Source organism: Vibrio sp. S9_S30 (genome assembly GCF_014694455.1).
Classification (GTDB): Bacteria; Pseudomonadota; Gammaproteobacteria; order Enterobacterales; family Vibrionaceae; genus Vibrio.
The window spans coordinates 41,304-62,716 of record NZ_JAAUWT010000001.1 but is presented as its reverse complement, the minus strand read 5'-3'; the positions used below and the strand labels follow the sequence as shown (position 1 = coordinate 62,716).

General features: G+C 45.4%; 15 protein-coding genes and 8 tRNA genes. 1 reads left to right on the top strand and 22 read right to left on the bottom strand.

Annotation, left to right across the window (positions count from 1 at the left end; all coding sequences use genetic code 11):
- Nucleotides 1-4 precede the first annotated feature (4 nt).
- The 22 genes from gshA to HC752_RS00225 all read right to left on the bottom strand — a co-directional run bounded on the left by gshA (nucleotide 5) and on the right by HC752_RS00225 (nucleotide 18,405).
- On the bottom strand, nucleotides 5-1,573 hold the full coding sequence (gene gshA / locus HC752_RS00330) for a glutamate--cysteine ligase (RefSeq protein WP_190333095.1): 1,569 nt from the start codon (nucleotides 1,571-1,573) through the stop codon (nucleotides 5-7).
- 212 nt (nucleotides 1,574-1,785) lie between these two features.
- Entirely contained in the window at nucleotides 1,786-4,638 is a 2,853-nt protein-coding gene (locus tag HC752_RS00325) for a M16 family metallopeptidase (RefSeq protein ID WP_190333094.1), read from the bottom strand.
- A 10-nt stretch (nucleotides 4,639-4,648) separates the two neighbouring features.
- Nucleotides 4,649-5,086 carry a YqaA family protein gene (locus HC752_RS00320; protein ID WP_190333093.1) on the bottom strand — a complete coding sequence of 146 codons (438 nt, stop codon included), beginning with the start codon at nucleotides 5,084-5,086 and terminating at the stop codon, nucleotides 4,649-4,651.
- Nucleotides 5,080-6,033, bottom strand: coding sequence for an NADP-dependent oxidoreductase (locus HC752_RS00315; RefSeq protein WP_190333092.1), 954 nt, complete (start codon nucleotides 6,031-6,033; stop codon nucleotides 5,080-5,082). The genes HC752_RS00320 and HC752_RS00315 overlap by 7 nt, the downstream gene beginning before the upstream one ends.
- Nucleotides 6,034-6,144: 111 nt before the next feature.
- The gene (locus HC752_RS00310; protein ID WP_190333091.1) at nucleotides 6,145-7,275 is read right to left on the bottom strand and encodes a sodium ion-translocating decarboxylase subunit beta; all 1,131 of its coding nucleotides are present in this window, start codon (nucleotides 7,273-7,275) and stop codon (nucleotides 6,145-6,147) included.
- 9 nt (nucleotides 7,276-7,284) lie between these two features.
- Nucleotides 7,285-9,075, bottom strand: a complete 1,791-nt coding sequence (gene oadA / locus HC752_RS00305) for a sodium-extruding oxaloacetate decarboxylase subunit alpha (RefSeq protein ID WP_190333090.1) — start codon at nucleotides 9,073-9,075, stop codon at nucleotides 7,285-7,287.
- Between the two features lie 32 nt (nucleotides 9,076-9,107).
- The gene (locus HC752_RS00300; protein ID WP_190333089.1) at nucleotides 9,108-9,365 is read right to left on the bottom strand and encodes an oxaloacetate decarboxylase subunit gamma; all 258 of its coding nucleotides are present in this window, start codon (nucleotides 9,363-9,365) and stop codon (nucleotides 9,108-9,110) included.
- Between the two features lie 377 nt (nucleotides 9,366-9,742).
- Nucleotides 9,743-9,819, bottom strand: a tRNA-Arg gene (locus HC752_RS00295).
- A gap of 51 nt (nucleotides 9,820-9,870) precedes the next feature.
- Nucleotides 9,871-9,947: transfer RNA gene (locus HC752_RS00290), tRNA-Arg, on the bottom strand.
- A gap of 37 nt (nucleotides 9,948-9,984) precedes the next feature.
- Nucleotides 9,985-10,061 (bottom strand) — tRNA-Arg (locus HC752_RS00285).
- 51 nt (nucleotides 10,062-10,112) lie between these two features.
- A tRNA-Arg gene (locus HC752_RS00280) sits at nucleotides 10,113-10,189 on the bottom strand.
- Between the two features lie 37 nt (nucleotides 10,190-10,226).
- A tRNA-Arg gene (locus HC752_RS00275) sits at nucleotides 10,227-10,303 on the bottom strand.
- Nucleotides 10,304-10,369: 66 nt separating this feature from the next.
- A tRNA-Ser gene (locus HC752_RS00270) sits at nucleotides 10,370-10,462 on the bottom strand.
- Nucleotides 10,463-10,490: 28 nt separating this feature from the next.
- Nucleotides 10,491-10,567: transfer RNA gene (locus HC752_RS00265), tRNA-Arg, on the bottom strand.
- Between the two features lie 54 nt (nucleotides 10,568-10,621).
- Nucleotides 10,622-10,714 (bottom strand) — tRNA-Ser (locus tag HC752_RS00260).
- Nucleotides 10,715-10,893: 179 nt separating this feature from the next.
- The gene (gene csrA / locus HC752_RS00255) at nucleotides 10,894-11,091 is read right to left on the bottom strand and encodes a carbon storage regulator CsrA (protein WP_101112495.1); all 198 of its coding nucleotides are present in this window, start codon (nucleotides 11,089-11,091) and stop codon (nucleotides 10,894-10,896) included.
- Between the two features lie 86 nt (nucleotides 11,092-11,177).
- A complete protein-coding gene (locus tag HC752_RS00250) occupies nucleotides 11,178-12,374 on the bottom strand; it encodes an aspartate kinase (protein WP_190333088.1) in 1,197 nt (398 codons plus the stop codon).
- Nucleotides 12,375-12,464: 90 nt separating this feature from the next.
- Nucleotides 12,465-15,047: an alanine--tRNA ligase gene (gene alaS, locus HC752_RS00245; RefSeq protein WP_190333087.1), complete on the bottom strand. Its 2,583-nt coding sequence runs from the start codon at nucleotides 15,045-15,047 to the stop codon at nucleotides 12,465-12,467.
- Nucleotides 15,048-15,301: 254 nt separating this feature from the next.
- Nucleotides 15,302-15,778: a recombination regulator RecX gene (recX, locus tag HC752_RS00240; RefSeq protein WP_190333086.1), complete on the bottom strand. Its 477-nt coding sequence runs from the start codon at nucleotides 15,776-15,778 to the stop codon at nucleotides 15,302-15,304.
- Nucleotides 15,779-15,852: 74 nt separating this feature from the next.
- Nucleotides 15,853-16,893, bottom strand: a complete 1,041-nt coding sequence (recA, locus tag HC752_RS00235) for a recombinase RecA (protein WP_190333085.1) — start codon at nucleotides 16,891-16,893, stop codon at nucleotides 15,853-15,855.
- A 106-nt stretch (nucleotides 16,894-16,999) separates the two neighbouring features.
- Nucleotides 17,000-17,503 carry a nicotinamide-nucleotide amidase gene (gene pncC / locus HC752_RS00230; RefSeq protein ID WP_190333084.1) on the bottom strand — a complete coding sequence of 168 codons (504 nt, stop codon included), beginning with the start codon at nucleotides 17,501-17,503 and terminating at the stop codon, nucleotides 17,000-17,002.
- Between the two features lie 284 nt (nucleotides 17,504-17,787).
- A complete protein-coding gene (locus HC752_RS00225) occupies nucleotides 17,788-18,405 on the bottom strand; it encodes a DUF1449 domain-containing protein (protein ID WP_190333083.1) in 618 nt (205 codons plus the stop codon).
- A gap of 403 nt (nucleotides 18,406-18,808) precedes the next feature.
- On the opposite strand from HC752_RS00225, the gene mutS reads away from it, so the two are divergent.
- On the top strand, nucleotides 18,809-21,340 hold the full coding sequence (gene mutS / locus HC752_RS00220) for a DNA mismatch repair protein MutS (protein WP_190333427.1): 2,532 nt from the start codon (nucleotides 18,809-18,811) through the stop codon (nucleotides 21,338-21,340).
- Nucleotides 21,341-21,413 lie beyond the last annotated feature (73 nt).

The window sequence follows — 21,413 nt, the reverse complement described above, 5'->3', positions numbered from 1 at the left end:
TCTTTTATTGCTTCAAGTAGGAAAAGTAGCCATCCAAGAAAGCATCAAAAGGTTGTGTTTCATTCGCTTCGATACGAGATTGTGCTTCACGAGAATCTAGAACCTCTTGTTCCATCATCTCTTCATTGTAGATCTGATACTGATGATTCAGGTGAGCTTCTTTATACGCTTTCCCTAAATGCATACCAATGCCCACAATCCCACCATGTTTCTTCGTTTGTGCTAGAAGCTGACCAGATATGGTTAAATCAGGCTGATCAATCCAAGTTTCCAATTCATCGCACACTTTTTGGTATTCTCTCGAGCCATGTTGCTCATCCATCATTTCTGCGATTAAGCGAAGTTCATTGAATACTCTATGCCCCCAGTCTTGAAGGGTAAGTCGTTCACCTTTGCAACCAATTTGCAGCTCTAACCCAACTTTTCGACCTTCTAAGATGACTTTGCTCCAGTTGTCTCGCCAACATTCGAGCTCACAATTATCCATTTCTTCCGATTCAGACAACACACACCAAGTAAGGAATAAATCGAGGAAGCGGATTTGCTGTTCATTGACTCCGACTGGACTAAATGGGTTCACATCTAGCGAGCGAACTTCGATGTATTCGACCCCTCCACGATGAAGTGCTTCAGAGGGTTTTTCACCTGAACGAGTGACACGTTTCGGGCGTATTGGAGCGTACAACTCATTTTCGATTTGCAGCACATTCGAGTTCAACTGACGGTATTCACCATCCACTTTAACCCCCATTTGAGCAAACTCTGCCGATGGGGTATGAATGGCCGCATTCAAACCTTCGAGATACTGATTCAAACTGTTGAACCCAATTTTCAACTCACTTTGCGCGCTATTGGTGTAACCCAAATCACTTAAACGAAGAGAGGTCGCTTCTGGCAAATAGAGCGTTTCGCCAATATTTTCAAAGGGCAATTTGGAATCTCTGCCTCGAATGAATGACGGACACAATGCAGGAGACGCGCCATAGAAAAACGGAATCATCCAACCAAATCGATAGTAGTTTCGAATTAAACCAAAATACGCATTCGACTTTGCTTCTTCACGCGCTTTTTGCTCTTGCTTGCCGTATAGCGCATCCCAAAAGCTTTCAGGAAAAGAAAAGTTAAAGTGAACACCAGAAATCACCTGCATCAAACTGCCATACCGGCGCTTTAGACCTTCCCGGTATAAAGTCTTCATTTTGCCAGTATTTGACTCACCGTACCGAGCCAGTGCGATGTCGTCTTCGTTCTTAATGAAACACGGCATTGACAGCGGCCACAACTTTTCGTCATCCAGCTTCTTCTGAGTAAAGTGGTGCACATCCGATAACTGATGGATTACGTCGCTTACTGAATGGGAAACAGGGGTGATAAATTCCAACAATGATTCAGAAAAGTCGGTCGTCACCCACCGATTAGTAAGTGCCGACCCCAACGCTTTAGGATGAGGTGTCTGTGCTAAATGACCATCTGAAGTGTAGCGTAACGACTCTCTTTCTACGCCACGCCCATACTGCTCAAAAATAGAAGGGTCTTTTGCGACCTTCTGAAGTCGCTCGGAGAATACAGTCAAAACTCAGTTCACTTATCTGTTTAGTATTAGGCTAGAATAATCATTCTGGTCTTTGATTACTATGAAATTGAAGCAAATACCAATAAATGAGAACGTTAAGTCCGCTTCTATTGGTATTCATGTCAGAGATGCATACAACACTCACATTATGCATACCGCTATAGGAACTGTTGATAAGGATCAACGGCTCCTAATCAACAGTTATGTGTGCTCTACTGTTCAATTTCAAGTTTTTTGATAGGCAGTCCAAACTTTTTCAACTTTGGTGCCAATTTTTCAGCATCTCCTACAATGATAATTTGAAAGTCGGATGGGTTAAACCACTTAGCCGCTACGCTGTTTAATGTAGAAAGTTCAACCGATTGCAATAGGTTATCACGCTGCTCTAGATAGTCTTCTTCTAAAGAATACGTCAGTATCCTAGAAAGTAACTTAGACTTCTTCGATGGAGTTTCATACTTCAGCGCATCTGCCTGACCACGCGCTAATCGCATAAATTGCAGTTCTTCTTCTGTTAAACCGTTCGTTGAAACCTCATTAAGCTCATTGATGATTTCTTCCACCGACTCCACCGTTACATCGGCACGAACATCAGCAGAAAAGACAATCAGACCTGCCTCTTTCATTCCATACACATTCCCGTATGCACCGTAGGTATAGCCTTTATCTTCACGTAAGTTTTGATTAATCCGACTGTTAAAGTTTCCAGACAAGTTGTAGTTTGCCAGTTGCCCTAAATACATCTCACCCGTGGTATCAAAAGGCAGCCCTTGTTTAACCAATCGAATGATGCTTTGAGGCGCACCTGGCTTATCTACCAAAAAGAGGGTTTGACCTTCGAGTGGCTTAATCACTTGAGGTGTATACAGTGGCGCCGAATTGCCTTCCCATTCGCTCAAGAATGACAGTGATGTCTTTGCCTCTCGCTTCTTGATATCGCCAACAATGACAACTTGCGCGCCTTGAGGCGTGTAGTGTTCGTTATAGAACGTTTTCACATCTTCGAGTGTCAAACGACTGATTGAGGCCATCGTCCCATCGCTAGAACGACCAAAACGGCTGCCGTTGAATAACACTTGACGGGTGGCTTGAGAGGCCAACCAACTTGGTTTCTGATGCTCATAAACAAGACCTTGGATCGCTTGCTGCTTAATCCGCTCAAAATCACTCTCACGAAATGCAGGCTCCAGAATCATTTCTTCCACCAGAGCCAACGTTTCCGAAAGATTTTTCTCCAGCACAGACACGCTAATAGACGTTGAATAAGCGCCAACATCAAATGAAACATAACTTCCTAATCGGTCTAACTCTGTTTGAATTTCTTTTGCAGAGCGTTTCAGCGTACCTTCTGTCATCATGGTTGCTGTTAAGCCAGCCAACCCTTCTTGCCCTTCGGCAACGTAACGATTTCCGGCGGGCAGTTTAATATCAATCTGAACGGTTGGTGTTTCATCACTGACGGTTCCTAGAATTTCAACACCACTGTCTAAATAGATTCGGTATAAATCAGGCATCGTCCCTTTAACTGCACCTGAAATTTTTGGCACGACCGAACGATCAAATGTATCGACCGCTTTGCGATATGTCAGATCGGATTCTTTGACTTTTTGATATTCAGGTAAGGTGCGCTTCGGCGTAACAAAAGTCGCTGGCTTAACTGCCCAGTCGGTTTTGTTTTTCGGTACAACACTCAACACCACTTTGTGATTGTTTACTAGGTACTGCTGATACACCGATTGAACACTGTCCGGAGTAACCGATCTAAGCTGCTCTAATTGTTCTTCAATGCGATCCGGCTGACCAAAGAAGGTCTCATTCGATGCCAGTTGGGTCACCTTGCCTCCCACACTTTCCAATCCAAAAATGGCGTTTGCTTCTGCTCGACCAATCATCGCCTCAAGCTGATATTGAGAAACACCTTTCTCCGACCACGTTTTCAGGCTGTCCATTAGCTCATTGTAAATGGGTTCAAGGTTGCCTGATTCACCTGCCTTTGCCATAACATAAACGTTGAAGGTACAAGCGAGCTCCGCACAGTCCTGAAAAGCGCCTGCATCGACCGCTTTTCCTGATTGAACAAACTGCTGATAGAGCATGCTGTTTTTACCATCACCCAGTGCGGTTGATAGCATTTCGAGCGAGGAGTTGGTCTTGTGACCTTGATAGGCTGTTGGCCACGACACCACAAGCATAGGCTGTTGGATTCTATCTTCTAAAGTGATGTAACGATCTTCTGCTAATGTCGCTGGCTGCTTATCGGCTTCTTTCACTTCAGGTCCAACTGGGATGGAGCCGAAATATTGATTAATCCAATTTAGGGTTTCTTCAGTATCAAAATTACCACCAATGGTCAACGTGGCGTTGTTTGGACCATACCATTTGAGGAAAAACGCTTTTAAATCGTTCACATCAACGCGGTCAAGATCTTCGACATAACCAATCGGCTGCCAAGAATAGGGGTGACCTTCTGGGTACATCGCTTCACCAATGCGTTCCCATATTAGCCCATAAGGTCGATTGTCGTAGTTTTGTGCGCGCTCGTTTTTCACCGTGTCTCTTTGGATTTCAAATTTTCTTTGAGAAACGGCGTCAAGTAAAAAGCCCATGCGGTCTGACTCTAACCAAAGCACTTTTTCCAACTGGTTTGCAGGAACCGTTTCAAAGTAATTGGTTCTATCTCTGTTCGTGGTTCCGTTTAATGTTCCACCCGCTTCAGTGATGATTCGGAAATGCTCTTGATCACCCACATTTTCACTCCCTTGAAACATCATGTGTTCAAAGAAGTGAGCAAAGCCCGATTTTCCTATTTCTTCACGCGCACTCCCCACATGATAGGTCACATCGACATGCACGAGAGGGTCGGAGTCATCCGGTGCAAGAATGACGGTTAATCCATTATCGAGTTGGTATTTTTTGTATGGAATCACAACCTTGCCAGATTGTGGTTTAACTTCTTCGACAAGAGTGACCCCTTCAGGTAATGAAGAGAAAAAAGAGACGGGTACAAGAGAAGAACAACCCGCGACAAAGAATGACGCAATTGCACCAAACCAAACTTTTCTCATGAAAACTCCTTTAAAAACCGACGAATGCTGCCGCGATCACGCTATAACGTATCGCTTTGCCTATGGCGATGAGAATTAGACAAGGTATAAATTTCATTCTGAGCCAGCCAGCTGCCAAACAGAGCGGATCACCCACAATCGGCAGCCAACTGAATAGAAGAGTGATATAGCCATATTGCTTTATCCACTGTAAAGCTTTATGACCGTATTTTTCCGGTTGGGTTCTATTTGGAAGAAAAAGTCCGATCCAATAATTGGTTACACCTCCCAAAGTATTACCAAGGGTGGCAACTAACACAAGTTGAATGACGGGGTATTGATTCAATTTTAAGGCAATCAATAGACTGGCTTCGGATCCGCCAGGCAATAAGGTCGCACTTAAAAAACCGGTTGAAAAGAGGACCCATAACGCGGACTGGCTAAACCATTCAGTAAAGCCATCTAACATTTCATGTCAAGCAACACCTTGCCTCGGGTGTGACCACCTTCAACATGTTCATGTGCCTTGGCAACATCAGTATAAGAGAAGATCTGTTGAACCTCTGTTTTCACAATGCCGACACTCACCATGTAAAGCATGGCGTCTAACTGCTCTGTATCAGGCTCTACCAACATCCCACTTGCTTCAAAGCCTAACATTTTGGCTTTGTCACAGATGAGATCGGCAGTGTTTGTCGGAACCGTAACAACTCGCGCATTGTCTTTCAAGCATTTCAATGCATCTAAGGCCGCATCACCGCCAATCAAATCAATAAGCACATCGACATCTTCGACACGTTCAGATACTGGCGCAAACTGATAGTTGATCGCATGTGCACCAAGGGTTGCCAAATAGTCTAAATTATCTTCACTGCATGTGGTGAAGACTTCCGCTTGAGCGGCTACAGCGAATTGAATCGCTAAATGCCCAACACCACCAGCCCCCGCCAAAATCAATACACGATCCTTTCCAGTGACTTTCGCTTTGTTCAGTGCCTGAGCGGCGGTTTGACCAGCAACGGGTAAGACAGCCGCTGCTTCTAACGTTACGCTATCTGGTACAAGGCTAAGCTGCTCTTCCTTCACACAGACATACTGACTATAGCCACCCGCCTGAGTAGGAAAACCGATAAGACCTGCGACAAAACTGCCCACCTGAAACGCTTTGGTTTCTTCACCACACTTTTCAATCACCCCCGAGATATCATACCCCGGTGTCCAAGGGAGGTTATCTTTGTTAGCTTCCGCCGCCCAACCTAGTCCTTTTCTTGTTTTAACGTCAATAGGGTTTACGCCAGCAAAATGCACCTTTACCAATACTTCACCCACACCAGGCTCCGGTATGGCTTCACTTTGAATGGCTAACACATCAGGCTCACCAAACTGGGTAATTACCACTTTCTTGTTGTCCGTCATACACAAGTTCTCTTGATACTCAAAAAAATGAAAGGGATGCAGAAGCATCCCTTTGACTATAAACCATTTTACGATGTTTGGTTAACCATCAGATCTCAATTTCATTGAACATTACCCCACTAATGCCAACAAAATACCGGCGGCCACTGCACTTCCAAGTACACCTGCTACATTAGGTCCCATTGCGTGCATAAGAAGGAAGTTCTGAGGGTTAGCTTCTAAACCGACTTTGTTTACTACCCTAGCAGCCATAGGAACAGCGGATACACCAGCCGCTCCAATCAATGGGTTGATGTCTTCTTTAGAAAACTTATTCAATAACTTAGCCATAAGAACCCCCGCACCCGTACCAATACTGAATGCCACAGCACCAAGAGCTAAGATACCCAAAGTCTCAAAGTTCAAAAACTGCTCAGCTTGGAGTTTAGAGCCAACACCAAGACCTAAGAAAATAGTCACAATGTTGATCAGTTCGTTTTGAGCGGTGTTTGAAAGCCGATCAACCACGCCGGCTTCACGCATCAAGTTACCAAGACAAAACATCCCAACCAAAGGTGTTGCCGAAGGTAAGAAAAGAATTGTCATTAGCAAAACGGCTAACGGAAACAGTACTTTTTCACCTTTACTTACATGGCGAAGCTGAGCCATCTGAATTTTACGTTCTTCAGGGTTAGTCAACGCCTTCATGATAGGCGGTTGAATAATGGGAACTAGCGCCATGTAGCTGTATGCCGCAACAGCGATCGCACCTAATAAGTCTGGCGACAACTGGCTGGCTAAGAAAATAGCCGTTGGACCATCAGCACCACCGATAATAGCGATAGAGGATGCATCAGCCATACTGAATTCCATACCCGGTACGTAGTTGAGTAAAATTGCACCAAACAAAGTCGCAAATATACCAAACTGTGCCGCCGCTCCTAACCACAAGGTTTTAGGGTTAGCAATGAGCGCACCAAAGTCTGTCATTGCCCCGACGCCCATAAAAATAAGGAGAGGAAACACACCAGACTCAATGCCGATGTAATAGACAAAATAGAGTAAGCCGCCTTCATCGGTAAACCCAGCATTGGGGATATTCGCTAAAACAGCACCAAAACCAATAGGCAGCAATAGAAGAGGTTCAAAACCTTTTGCTATCGCAAGGTACAAAAGCGCACAGCCCACAAGGATCATACAAATTTGACCGAACTCGAAGTTGGCGATCCCTGTTTCAGCCCAAAGGGTCAACAATCCTTCCATGATGCTCCCTTACGCTAGGCTTAATAGTGGTGCACCTACCGTCACGGCATCACCTTCTTTCACGTGAATATCTTGAACAACACCACTACGTGCAGCACGCACTTCGGTTTCCATCTTCATCGCCTCAAGAATGAGTAGAACATCACCTTCTGCAACTTCTGATCCTAGTGATACATTGACTTTAAATATGTTTCCAGCCAATGGAGCAGGAACCGTTTCTGCATTACTCGCTGTGGGCGTCACGGTTGCTGATTGAGGTGCAGACGTCGGCATAACGGAGGTCAGCTGCCCTTGAGGTCCCACTTCCACATTGTAAACCTGACCATCCACTTTCACGCTGTAGGCTTCTACACCACCTTGTACTGGAGCAGAGGCTGCTGGCGCAAGTGCCACTTCCGTTTCAACAAGCTCTGTACCTGGAGCGGGCTCAAATGCATCAGGGTTATTACGGTTCTTAAGAAACTTAAGACCAACTTGAGGGAACAATGCATAGGTTAGGACATCATCGACGATATCCTCTGCTAATGAGATTCCGTCCTCTTTCGCTTTCGCGATAAGATCATCGGTTAGAATATGTAATTCAGCTGTCAAAAGATCCGCAGGACGGCAAGTAATCGGCTCAGCGCCTTCAAGCACTTTGGCTTGAAGTTCGGCATTGAGCTCTGCTGGTGCAGCACCGTATTCACCTTTGAGTAAACCCGCCGTTTCTTTGGTGATGCTCTTGTAGCGCTCACCTGTTAAGACATTGATCACCGCTTGTGTACCTACGATCTGAGATGTAGGAGTAACCAGTGGAATGTAACCAAGATCTTTACGTACTTTAGGGATCTCTTCTAATACTTCATCCAGACGATCCGCCGCACCTTGCTCTTTTAGCTGCCCTTCCATGTTCGTCAGCATACCACCCGGTACTTGAGCGATCAGAATACGAGAGTCGACACCTTTCAGTTGCCCTTCCCATTTCGCATACTTTTTACGTACTTCGCGGAAATAAGCCGCAATAGGTTCAATTTCATCAAGTTTTAGATTCGTGTCACGCTCAGTGCCTTGTAGCATGGCAACGACGGTTTCCGTTGGCGTATGACCATAAGTACAACTCATTGAAGAAATGGCCGTATCTAAAATATCGATCCCCGCTTCTACCGCTTTCACCGCAGTTGCAGTAGAAAGCCCCGTAGTCGCATGGCAGTGCAATGCTAATGGAACATTACATGATGACTTAATTCGGGTGATCAGCTCTTCTGCTTCATAGGGCTTAAGAAGACCTGACATATCTTTAATACATAAAGAGTGACACCCAAGATCCTCTAGACGTTTCGCCAAATCAACCCATGTATCAGCGTTATGCACAGGGCTGGTTGTATAAGACAAAGTACCTTGAGCGTGTGCGCCAACATCAACAGCCGCTTTCACTGCTTTTTGGAAGTTTCGCACATCATTCATCGCATCAAAAATACGGAACACATCCATGCCGTTCGCATGTGCACGCTCCACAAATTTCTCAACCACATCATCCGCATAATGCCGATAGCCCAGAAGGTTTTGACCACGTAATAGCATTTGCATTGGTGTGTTTGGCATGGCTTTTTTTAGCTCACGTAAACGCTCCCATGGATCTTCTCCTAAGAAACGAATGCATGCATCAAATGTTGCACCACCCCAAGTTTCTAATGACCAGTACCCAACTTTATCTAATTCCGCCGCGATAGGTAACATATCGTCAAGACGCATACGCGTGGCAAACAATGACTGGTGCGCATCACGCAGCACCACATCGGTAAGAGCAAGTGGTTTAGACATGCTGATTAACTCCTTTTAATTTTTATCCGACATTACTTCACAGCAGACGCACGATGTTGATGTATCGCAGCAGAAATTGCTGCAATCACCTGTGGCTGCACTCCAGAAGTACTGGATTGAATTTTTTTTGCTTGTACTGGTGCAATGCTCGGCTGAGGTGCTTCTTCTGGCACCAACTTGGACAATAACCGAACAAAATAAACGAGAATGGTTAGGAATATGAAAACAACGGCCATGCCAGTAAGCATAAGGACCGCCGCATCTCCTAGCAGGCTTCCAATATTAGTCATGTTGCTTCCTTTCTATGTCATCCTGACAATAACTCATGCATACACTCCCTCAATATAGTGAGCATAAGTGGTCTAGGATTATCTCGATTGGTAAAATTTTGTCAATTTTGTTTAATAAGCTATTTAATATTCTGCACAAAGATGCGGCTTTTTTGACTAGTTATTGCACGCAAATACGCCACATAAAGACGATTTCACCATAGTTAGTACGGCTTTTACCAAACATAATGAAATTCTATGTCGAATACTGAGAGGAAGTTAAAAAAATAGTTTTTATTCTTTAAAAACAACAAGATGTAATGATAAAGATAATGAGATGATAACAAGATGTTAATAGATAGCAAAAAGCCCCGCTATTGCAGGGCTTTTTATTTAAATGGCGCGCTCGGAAGGATTCGAACCTTCGACCGCCTGGTTCGTAGCCAGGTACTCTATCCAGCTGAGCTACGAGCGCGCTGTATTTGATATTACCAAAGTAATATCAGGATCAAATGACCCTTGATAGTGGCGCGTCCTGGAGGATTCGAACCTCCGACCGCCTGGTTCGTAGCCAGGTACTCTATCCAGCTGAGCTAAGGACGCGAAGTCTGTATGGCTGATGCCTTACAGTTTTAAATAATGGCGCGCTCGGAAGGATTCGAACCTTCGACCGCCTGGTTCGTAGCCAGGTACTCTATCCAGCTGAGCTACGAGCGCGCTGCATTCGATATTACCGAAATAATATCAGGATCAAATGACCCTTGATAGTGGCGCGTCCTGGAGGATTCGAACCTCCGACCGCCTGGTTCGTAGCCAGGTACTCTATCCAGCTGAGCTAAGGACGCGAAGTATGTATGGCTGCTGCCTTACAGTTTTAAATAATGGCGCGCTCGGAAGGATTCGAACCTTCGACCGCCTGGTTCGTAGCCAGGTACTCTATCCAGCTGAGCTACGAGCGCGCAGGTTGTGAAGCATGTCACATTTCATTTCATCAGAAACAAAAAAATTGACCTCAGGCCAATAAATGGCGGTGAGGGAGGGATTCGAACCCTCGATACGGCTACAAACCGTATACTCCCTTAGCAGGGGAGCGCCTTCAGCCTCTCGGCCACCTCACCGCATTATATTCCCAAAAATTAGGAATAATGGCGCGCTCGGAAGGATTCGAACCTTCGACCGCCTGGTTCGTAGCCAGGTACTCTATCCAGCTGAGCTACGAGCGCGCTGTATCTTATTAGGTGTTAAAAATATCAACATTTATAAGAGTTTTGCAAGAATGGCGGTGAGGGAGGGATTCGAACCCTCGATACGGCTACAAACCGTATACTCCCTTAGCAGGGGAGCGCCTTCAGCCTCTCGGCCACCTCACCGTCTTGCGGAGGCACATATTACGATTTACCAAAAATATGTCAAACATTTTCTTGGCATAATTTGCAAAAAACAGCTTAAGCGTTGGGTATTTAATCAAAGCGGCGGGAAATTAAACTTTTCCTGTTACACACCATTTAAACCGTGATAAAAAGGCCAGCGTTTGCTGACCTTGTTAAGGTTAGTAGTTACCAGAAGCAGAACCACCGTTGCCCTTCTCGGCTTGTATACGCATGTAGATTTCTTCACGGTGTACCGATACTTCTTTTGGTGCATTAACACCAATTCGAACCTGGTTACCTTTAACACCTAGAACGGTGACAGTCACTTCATCACCGATCATAAGAGTTTCACCTACGCGGCGAGTCAAAATTAGCATTCTTGTGCTCCTTGAGTAATCTCTGATTTATTTTTCTCTATGATGTCACCATCTTCGACAATTAACAATTCCATAATGTTATTTGACTATGAAACCATTAGCTTTTGGTGCCCATCAAACTCTAAATGGTCAGCCACAATAAAATTGTGAAGATGATTTGATATCTCTTCTACTCTCTCGGGTTCAATGAAGTATGTACAAGAGCGGTGGCTCTTCACTTCACCTAACAATGGAATTTGATGCAGTGCGAATACATCAGTAAGCGCAGTGTGTACTTCTAGCACCCGCTCGCCTACACAGCTGATTGCGGATACCTGAGTTATCTTTTCGATACAATCAGAAGCAACAAGTGATAATTTTGCGAGCGAGCTCTGTGGCACGACAATATCGGAGACTTCTTTATCTTCTACTGTCGCCCACACATCAATCCCTAGCATTTGGCTTTGATCTCGAATGGACTGTAAAGCGCTTGATTTGACTTCAACGATAACCAGATCGCGCTGGATAGCGAGCCCGCACAACGGGTTATCAGCGTGCTCCCCAGTCACCAGCGTTCCTGCATCCTCTGAAAAGGAGGAAAGTACACGTAAGGGAACACCATGCTTCCAAGCATGAATGACAGAAGGTAAGTGCAATACTTTCGCTCCTTTCCTCGCCATTTCTTCCATAGTGGGAAAGTCAATTTCCACTAGCTTACGCGCACTTTTTACGATGCGAGGATCGCAGGTGTAAATGCCATCAACGTCGGTGAAAATCTGACATTCGGCAGCATTGAGTGCTCCAGCGAGCGCCACTGCGGTCGTGTCCGATCCTCCACGCCCAAGAGTGGTAATATTGCCACTTTCAGTTACCCCCTGAAAGCCTGCGACGATCACTACGTAGCCATTATCTAGATAATTCTGAATCGTATTGGTATCAATCGATTCGATAGATGCGTCGTTGTGAACACCGTTTGTCTTAATACCCGCTTGACCGCCAGTAAGTGACACGGCATTCACACCTTTCTTGTTCAAAGTCATGGCTAAAAGAGCCATTGAGACTTGCTCGCCTGCCGATAACAATACGTCTAACTCTCGAGCGGTGGGTACAGAATCAATCTGTTGAGCCAACCCTAACAAACGGTTTGTCTCTCCTGACATTGCAGATACGACAACCACAAGCTGCTTCCCTTCTTGCTTGGTCTTAATGATGCGCTTCGCAACCGCCTCAATACGCTCAATCGAACCAACTGAAGTTCCACCGAACTTCTGCACTACTAAAGAATCTTGTAACGACTGTGTCACCTTTCTTCACCATCCAAGGGCTTAATCCCAATTGCTGTTAATATAAATATCACTGACTTTACCAGCCAGTGACAATCAAAAACATAAAAGTTACAAACGCTCTTCTAACCATGCATCAACAGAAGACAGAGCGTCAGGCAAAGCTGATGCATCTGTACCACCAGCTTGAGCCATGTCAGGTCGACCGCCGCCTTTGCCACCGACTTGTTGTGCAACCATGTTAACCAACTCGCCGGCTTTTACCCGACCAATCAGATCTTTAGTTACACCCGCAATCAAGCCAACTTTGTCGCCAGATACGTTACCCAACATAATGATGCCACTGCCCAATTGATTTTTCAGTTCGTCTACCATGCCACGTAGCGCTTTGTTGTCGGCACCGTCTAACTTAGACACCAACACTTTTACACCCGCAATGTCTTTCACTTGGCTCATTAGGCTAGCACCAGCTTGAGAAGCCAGCTTATCTTTTAGCTGCTGGAGCTCTTTCTCCAGAACTTTTGCTTTGCTCGCTGCTTCAGATAATTTGGCTTCAAACTTGTTATAATCCGCTTCAATAGCGTCCAAAGCACCTTCACCAGTTACCGCTTCAATACGACGGACGCCTGCTGCAATACCACCTTCTGAGGTGATCTTGAATAATCCGATGTCCCCCGTATTGGCCGCATGAATACCGCCACAAAGCTCAATCGAAAATTCGCCCATCGACAGCACGCGAACTTCATCGTCATACTTCTCGCCAAATAGTGCCATCGCTCCTTTCGCTTTAGCAGACTCTATATCCATGATGTCTGTTTTGATTGCGTGGTTACGACGCACATGCGTATTCACTAGGCGTTCAACCTCTTTGATTTCTGCCTGTGTCATGGCTTCAAGGTGAGAGAAGTCAAAACGTAAGTTGTCAGCCTTTACTAGCGACCCTTTTTGCATGACATGTTCACCAAGCACTTGACGTAACGCTTCATGCAGCAAGTGAGTGGCTGAGTGATTTAGAGAAATTGCAGCGCGGCGCTCTGCATCCACATGTGAGGATACTCGGTCGCTTTTCGCCAAGACACCTTCAGAAAGTACACCATGATGGGCAATGGCATTACCCAGTTTTTGCGTATCTTCCACTTGGAACAATCCTGTGTCTGTCTTTAACACCCCAGTATCACCACATTGACCACCAGACTCAGCGTAAAATGGTGTTTCACTAAGAACAACAATGGCCTTGTTACCAGCAGACAGAGATTCCACTTCTTCGCCTTCGACGAAAATGCCTATAACGGAGCTCTTACCTTCTGTTGCGGCATAACCTTGGAATTCAGTTTCCGCATCAAGCTTAATGGTTGCATTGTAGTCGGTGCCAAATTGACCCGCTTCACGAGCACGCTTGCGCTGCGCTTCCATCGCTTTTTCAAAGCCTTCTTCATCGATCGTGATCTCTCGCTCACGAGCAACATCGTTGGTTAAGTCGGCAGGGAAGCCGTAGGTGTCATAAAGTTTAAATACGGTTTCACCATCCAGAACATTGCCATCAAGATTATCTAATGCGTCGTCCAGAATGGTCATACCCCGTTCAAGCGTGCGACCAAAGTTTTCTTCTTCTATGCGAAGGACTTTTTCAACAATGGCTTGCTGCTTCTTCAGTTCAGCGCCTGCGGTGCCCATAACATCAGCAAGAACACTAACCAGTTTATGGAAAAATGCCCCTTGAGCACCTAGCTTGTTACCATGACGAACAGCGCGACGAATGATGCGACGAAGTACGTAGCCACGCCCTTCATTGGAAGGCATCACACCATCCACGATGAGGAAGGCACAAGATCGGATGTGATCAGCAACGACACGAAGCGATTGGTTAGACAGATCGTCGCATCCTGTCACTTCTGCTGCGGCTTTGATCAATGTTTGAAATACATCAATTTCATAGTTGGAATGTACGCCCTGCATGATGGCCGAAATACGCTCGATGCCCATGCCAGTATCGACAGAAGGCTTGGGAAGGGCTTCCATTGTGCCATCGGCATGACGATTAAATTGCATGAAAACGTTATTCCAGATTTCGATGAAGCGATCGCCATCTTCTTCCGGTGTACCGGGCCGACCACCCCAAATATGACCACCGTGATCGTAAAAGATCTCAGTGCAAGGACCACACGGTCCTGTATCACCCATTTGCCAGAAATTATCTGATTCGTAGGGCTTACCACCTTCTTTGTCGCCAATGCGAACGATACGATCAGCAGGAACGCCGACTTTCTTATTCCAGATGTCAAACGCTTCATCATCGGTTTCGTAAATGGTCACCAATAGGCGATCTTGAGGCAGCTTTAATACATCTGTCAGAAATTCCCAAGCAAACGCAATCGCGTCTTCTTTAAAGTAATCTCCGAAACTGAAGTTCCCCAACATCTCAAAGAAAGTATGATGGCGAGCAGTAAAGCCCACATTTTCTAAATCATTGTGCTTACCGCCAGCACGTACACAGCGTTGAGACGTAGTTGCTCGAGTGTAGGCTCGTTTTTCTAAGCCTAAGAAACAATCTTTAAATTGGTTCATACCTGCGTTAGTGAACAGCAGGGTCGGATCGTTATGTGGAACTAACGATGAACTGTCTACGATTTGGTGTCCTTTGCTTTCAAAGAACTTAAGGAACGCGTTGCGAACCTCGTCAGTGCTCATGTACATGCAGCTCTTCCTAAAAATAGTCGAGTTAGAATTTTGCCACATTGTATACCCAACAGACCTAAAGATGCGAGATTCAACAAGAAATTATTCGAGCAACAATTCCCCATTTATAAAAGAGAAATGAAAACAAAATCTTAGAAAGAACAAAGTCACAGAGTATTCATAAGAAAATCAGACAAAGAGTGGTAAGCACTATCGCTAAAGAGAAATGGAAATCAGAACAGGGTTTGCCTTGAATAGCCTATAGTCACGCTCTATTCTTCATCACTTAACGCATAGCTGATTTGATCGAAACTGTAACCGCGATATTGCAAAAAACGCACTTGTTTGGCGTATTCCTTCTGGTCTTTGGCTTTTATGCCTTTAAACTTTTTTTCCGCTGCCGCTTTTGCCAATTCAAACCAATCTTGTGGCTCCTCTTTCATGACCTCTTCAATAACCGATTCCGATACCCGTTTTTGGCTCAACTCTTGTCGAATGCGGCGCTCGCCATGACCTTTGTAAACGTGTTGGCGTATCTGGCTTTTGGCGTAGCTAAGATCATCGAGATAATTGTGAGCAATACAGAAATTGACCGCTTCTTGGATCTGTTCTTCGTCGTACCCTTTAAAAGCTAATTTTTGATAAAGCTCGTATTCCCCGTGATCCCGACGGCTGAGCAAATGAATGGCCGCTTCTTTACTCGAAAGTGCTGAATGAGAGGAAGGCGACTGTATTTTTTTCTGATGCATCTAGGCTCTTTGTATACGGACTTTTAATACACAAAAGCCCTGCATTGCAGGGCTTTAAAAATCAGTAAGAGAAATTAAAACTCTTCTTCTTTTGGCATTTCGCCTACTTCTGGCTCTTCAGGCTGTGCGACAACCAAAAGCATATTACGAAGCTTGGTGTCGATCTCTTTCGCAACATCGGCATGTTCACGAAGGTATTTCCCCGCATTAGCCTTGCCTTGACCAATCTTGTCGCCATTGTAGCTGTACCAAGCACCGGCTTTCTCAACCAACTTATGCTTCACGCCCAAGTCGATAAGCTCACCTTCACGGTTAAACCCTTGACCATACATAATTTGGGTCTCAGCCTGTTTAAACGGTGCTGCAATTTTGTTCTTAACTACTTTAATACGAGTCTCGTTACCCACCACTTCATCGCCATCTTTGATAGAGCCTGTACGGCGGATATCAAGACGAACAGATGCGTAGAATTTCAGTGCATTACCACCCGTAGTGGTTTCTGGGTTACCGAACATAACACCAATCTTCATACGGATTTGGTTGATGAAGATACACATACAGTTTGATTGTTTAAGGTTACCCGTTAGCTTACGCATGGCTTGAGAAAGCATGCGTGCTTGAAGACCCATGTGGCTATCGCCCATCTCACCTTCAATTTCTGCTTTTGGCGTCAAAGCTGCTACGGAGTCAATCACCATAACATCGATAGCACCTGAGCGAGCTAATGCGTCACATATCTCTAGCGCTTGCTCACCCGTGTCTGGCTGAGAAACAAGCAAAGCATCGATATCAACACCCAATTTCTTCGCATAAATAGGATCCAAAGCATGTTCTGCATCGATGAATGCACAGGTTTTGCCTTCACGTTGTGCTGCAGCGATAAGCTCAAGAGTGAGTGTGGTTTTACCCGAACTCTCAGGACCATAGACTTCTACGATACGCCCCATTGGCAATCCACCAGCACCCAAAGCGATATCCAGTGAAAGTGAACCTGTAGAGATGGTTTCAACATCCATCGTACGATTATCACCAAGGCGCATGATAGAGCCTTTACCGAATTGCTTTTCAATTTGCCCAAGTGCTGCGGCTAACGCCTTTTGTTTGTTATCGTCCATCCGTATCTCCACACAACGTGTTCGTGATTATGCTGGCTATTATACTGTTGATTCATACAGTGTCCACACCTGTATGAAAAAATTTCGAGATTGAGCATTTAACCCTTTAGGAATACTCACTTTTCTCATCTTGTAGGTACTGTAGCAAAGTCTGCAAAGCATGCCTGACTGCGTATTCACGGACTTGAGCGCGATCACCTTCAAAATGACAAGTTTCAACTTTTTGCCACCCTTGCTCTGACATCCAAGCAAAACAAACCGTCCCTACAGGCTTATCTTCACTGCCTCCACCCGGTCCTGCAACACCACTGATTGCGATACCAATAGAGGCCAGCGAATGTTGGAGTGCGCCGCTGACCATTTCCATCACCACGGGTTCACTCACTGCACCGTATGACTCCAGAGTCTCTGGTTTCACTGACAACATGTCCATTTTGGCTTCATTGCTGTAAGTGACAAACGCTCGGTCAAACCAAGCTGAACTGCCGGCAATATCAGTAATCGCGCTTGCGACTCCCCCTCCAGTGCACGATTCAGCCGTTGTCATCACGATCTTCTTTCTTTGCAGAACTTCGCCTAATTGTTGGCTTAATTCTCTTTGTGACATCATGTTTCAACCCCATAAAAAATGCCCAGAACAACGCTATTCTGGGCAATTTACGTATCGGCAACAACCGTTAATTTTCAAGAATCTGGGGCGGCACTTCTTTCCGTTTCTGCTCGGCTTTTGCGATAACAGTGTGTACATATGCGCACTGCGACGCCAAGGGTTCCCGGAACAGGTTATGTTCATAGTGAGAGATAGCCTGTATTGCTGGTTCGATCATGCAGCGCGACACCGACAAAGATGAACACCTTACTGGAAGATAAAACCGTGACCAACGCCTTTTATATTTATGCTTTCGCGACAAAATAGCGCTGCGATTCATTATCTTTAGATACAATGACCACTTCGTCACCGTATTGAATGTTTTGCGATCCACTCGCCACTGCATTCAACACGACTTCAGTGCCGTTATGCAAAATCATAACCTCTCCACCCACTTCTTGACTGACTTGGCTGCTGTGTACCTTTGCTCGGAGACCAATGTAATCGATCTTAGCCAACGCATGTTCTTTGTTGAAAAAGGGAGACAGGGGTTTGAGTAATATCGAGGCTATGTACAACGCGATATACGCCACAATCGGTAATGAAATGGCACCGACAACAATTGACAGCATGTCGGACAAAGAAGAAAACAGAAACGTATCCAAGTAGTACTCGGTCGCTGTGGCGACAAACAGACTGGCACACAATGCAATAGGCAATGGAACTTGGGTTAATATAGGGGGCAAAATCGGGCTGCCATTCGTCATATTATCCAAATCAACGATATCCAATTCACCTAATAAGCCTTCAAATATATCAAAGATCAAATCAATGAGCATGATGACAAAGAAGATGATGAAAGGAATAAAAAAGACGTTCGTCGGAAACGAGAGCAGTACCGACAAAAACAGTTCAAAAGCCATGCGTTTATCCAATTGGTTGTCAGTCACCGCCTAGCTGGGCTAGTGCTAACGTTATCTATTTAAGATTTATTTTCAAAACGATACAGAACGGTCTGATAAAATAAAAGTCAGTTACAGGGTTTATTGATGTGTTTCAAATAAAAACATCGAATTTATTATCAATGAGAAATTGGTTCAGATTTAATGATTAAGATTTGCCATTCAATGGAGCCATATCGTGTTCCATTCAAGCCCACAATAAAATGCACTTATCTAACCTCTCCACTGGATAGCAACCAAGCCTAAAACGCCATTGCTTTCTAGCGAACTGGTTAATATCATTTACACCACGTTTTTGTCTGATAAGACAATCAAAAAGGAATAACCAGTGACAACCAGCACCGCGACGCAAACACACACGCCGATGATGCAGCAATACCTGAGACTCAAGGCAGAAAATCCTGATATCTTGCTTTTTTATCGCATGGGGGATTTTTACGAATTATTTTATGATGATGCAAAGCGGGCGTCGCAGTTACTGGATATTTCTCTTACTAAACGCGGCGCTTCCGGTGGTGAACCGATTCCTATGGCGGGTGTCCCTTTCCACGCTGTAGAAGGGTATTTGGCAAAACTGGTTCAACTCGGCGAATCGGTTGCCATATGCGAGCAAATTGGTGACCCTGCTACTAGCAAAGGACCGGTAGAACGTAAAGTGGTTCGTATCGTGACACCTGGCACCGTCACCGATGAAGCGCTTCTTGCTGAACGAGTGGATAACCTCATTGCTGCCATTTACTATCACAATGATCAATTCGGATACGCCACACTCGATATGACATCGGGCCGTTTCCAGCTGATGGAGCCCAACACTGAAGAAGCGATGGCGGCAGAGCTGCAACGTACCTCCCCTAAAGAGCTGCTTTTTCCTGAAGATTTTGAACCTGTACATTTGATGGCAAATCGCAATGGCAATCGCCGCCGCCCCGTCTGGGAATTTGAATTGCATACCGCCAAACAGCAGCTTAATCAGCAATTTGGCACCAAAGATCTCATTGGTTTTGGTGTTGAAAAAGCGGAATTAGGTTTGTGTGCAGCAGGCTGTTTGATCCAATATGTGAAAGACACACAACGTACCGCTCTACCTCATATTCGCTCATTGACTTACGATCGCCAAGATCATTCTGTGATTCTCGATGCAGCCACTCGACGTAATTTAGAAATTACTCAAAATCTGTCAGGGGGAACGGAAAACACCCTCTCAGAAGTGCTCGATTACACAGCGACAGCCATGGGTAGCCGCATGCTCAAACGTTGGCTGCATCAGCCCATGCGACAGTTAGACACCCTAAATCAGCGATTGGATGCGATCTCCGAAATCAAAGAGAGCGCCCTGTTTGGTGAATTGCACCCTGTGTTAAAACAGATCGGCGACATAGAACGAATTTTAGCAAGACTTGCGATTCGCAGTGCAAGACCAAGAGATCTGGCTCGTCTTCGTCATGCCATGCAGCAACTTCCAGAGTTATCAGACCTTCTCGGAAATGTGGTTCATCCTTACCTGAAGAAGCTCGCCGTTTTTACCTCTCCTCAAGAAGAGCTCTGTGAATTACTTGAGCGTGCCATAAAGGAAAACCCACCAGTTGTGATTCGTGATGGTGGCGTCATTGCACAAGGCTACAGTGCGGAACTCGATGAATGGCGCAACCTCGCAGATGGTGCAACAGAATTCCTAGACAAACTCGAAGCTGAGGAACGTGAACGGCATGGGATTGATACGCTCAAGGTCGGCTACAACAATGTTCACGGCTTTTTCATTCAAGTCAGCCGCGGGCAAAGCCATCTTGTTCCCCCTCACTATGTTCGTAGGCAAACATTAAAAAATGCGGAACGTTACATCATTCCAGAGTTGAAAGAACATGAAGACAAGGTGCTGAGTTCGAAATCCAAAGCGCTTGCGATAGAAAAAAAACTTTGGGAAGAATTGTTCGATCGACTTCTGCCTCACCTTGAAGCCATGCAAAACCTTTCTTCGGCTTTATCGCAATTGGATGTATTGCAAAACTTAGCAGAGAGGGCTGAAAGCCTAGACTATTGCCGCCCGACGCTGAACAATGAAATCGGCATTCAGATTCAGGCAGGTCGTCACCCAGTGGTCGAGCAGGTCATGGACGAACCCTTTATTGCCAACCCCATCAACCTGGGTGAACAGCGGAAAATGTTGATCATTACCGGTCCTAACATGGGGGGAAAATCCACCTATATGCGTCAAACAGCCCTGATTACGCTCATGGCGCACATTGGCTCCTACGTACCAGCTGAATCTGCAGTCATTGGATCTACAGATCGAATCTTTACCCGAATTGGCGCCTCGGACGATTTGGCATCGGGTCGCTCGACTTTCATGGTCGAAATGACAGAAACGGCCAACATTCTTCACAATGCGACGTCTCGTAGTTTGGTATTAATGGATGAAATTGGACGAGGCACCAGCACCTACGATGGCTTGTCATTAGCGTGGGCAAGTGCAGAATGGCTGGCAAAACAAATTGGTGCCATGACCTTATTCGCCACCCATTACTTTGAACTGACCGAACTACCAAACCAATTACCCGCATTAGCCAATGTGCATTTAGACGCCGTCGAACATGGTGACACCATCGCCTTCATGCATGCAGTACAAGAAGGCGCTGCAAGTAAGTCTTATGGACTGGCTGTGGCAAGCTTGGCTGGGGTTCCTAAAACCGTGATAAAGAATGCACGAGCCAAATTGAATCAACTGGAACAATTGAGCATCCAAAAACCTAACTCCTCAGGTCAAGTAGAGGTAGCGAATCAGTTAAGTTTAATTCCTGAGCCCAGCGATATTGAGTTGGCGTTGACGGATATCGACCCAGATGATCTTACCCCAAGACAGGCGTTGGATGCGCTGTATCGATTGAAGAAAATGTTGTGAGTTAAGAAGCTATTAGGATTTAAGAAGCGATTACGAGTTAAGAAGTTAGTGTGAGTTAAGAAGCATGAAGGGC

Bases quoted from the DNA above. Each gene is read 5' to 3' on its own strand.
- alaS (WP_190333087.1), bottom strand. From the start codon at position 15,047: ATGTACATGAGCACTGACGAGGTTCGCAACGCGTTCCTTAAGTTCTTT.
- HC752_RS00310 (WP_190333091.1), bottom strand. From the start codon at position 7,275: ATGGAAGGATTGTTGACCCTTTGGGCTGAAACAGGGATCGCCAACTTC.
- HC752_RS00315 (WP_190333092.1), bottom strand. From the start codon at position 6,033: ATGACGGACAACAAGAAAGTGGTAATTACCCAGTTTGGTGAGCCTGAT.
- oadA (WP_190333090.1), bottom strand. From the start codon at position 9,075: ATGTCTAAACCACTTGCTCTTACCGATGTGGTGCTGCGTGATGCGCAC.
- HC752_RS00300 (WP_190333089.1), bottom strand. From the start codon at position 9,365: ATGACTAATATTGGAAGCCTGCTAGGAGATGCGGCGGTCCTTATGCTT.
- recA (WP_190333085.1), bottom strand. From the start codon at position 16,893: ATGGACGATAACAAACAAAAGGCGTTAGCCGCAGCACTTGGGCAAATT.
- csrA (WP_101112495.1), bottom strand. From the start codon at position 11,091: ATGCTAATTTTGACTCGCCGCGTAGGTGAAACTCTTATGATCGGTGAT.
- HC752_RS00325 (WP_190333094.1), bottom strand. From the start codon at position 4,638: ATGAGAAAAGTTTGGTTTGGTGCAATTGCGTCATTCTTTGTCGCGGGT.
- HC752_RS00225 (WP_190333083.1), bottom strand. From the start codon at position 18,405: ATGGCTTTTGAACTGTTTTTGTCGGTACTGCTCTCGTTTCCGACGAAC.
- pncC (WP_190333084.1), bottom strand. From the start codon at position 17,503: ATGATGTCACAAAGAGAATTAAGCCAACAATTAGGCGAAGTTCTGCAA.
- HC752_RS00320 (WP_190333093.1), bottom strand. From the start codon at position 5,086: ATGTTAGATGGCTTTACTGAATGGTTTAGCCAGTCCGCGTTATGGGTC.
- recX (WP_190333086.1), bottom strand. From the start codon at position 15,778: ATGCATCAGAAAAAAATACAGTCGCCTTCCTCTCATTCAGCACTTTCG.
- mutS (WP_190333427.1), top strand. From the start codon at position 18,809: ATGATGCAGCAATACCTGAGACTCAAGGCAGAAAATCCTGATATCTTG.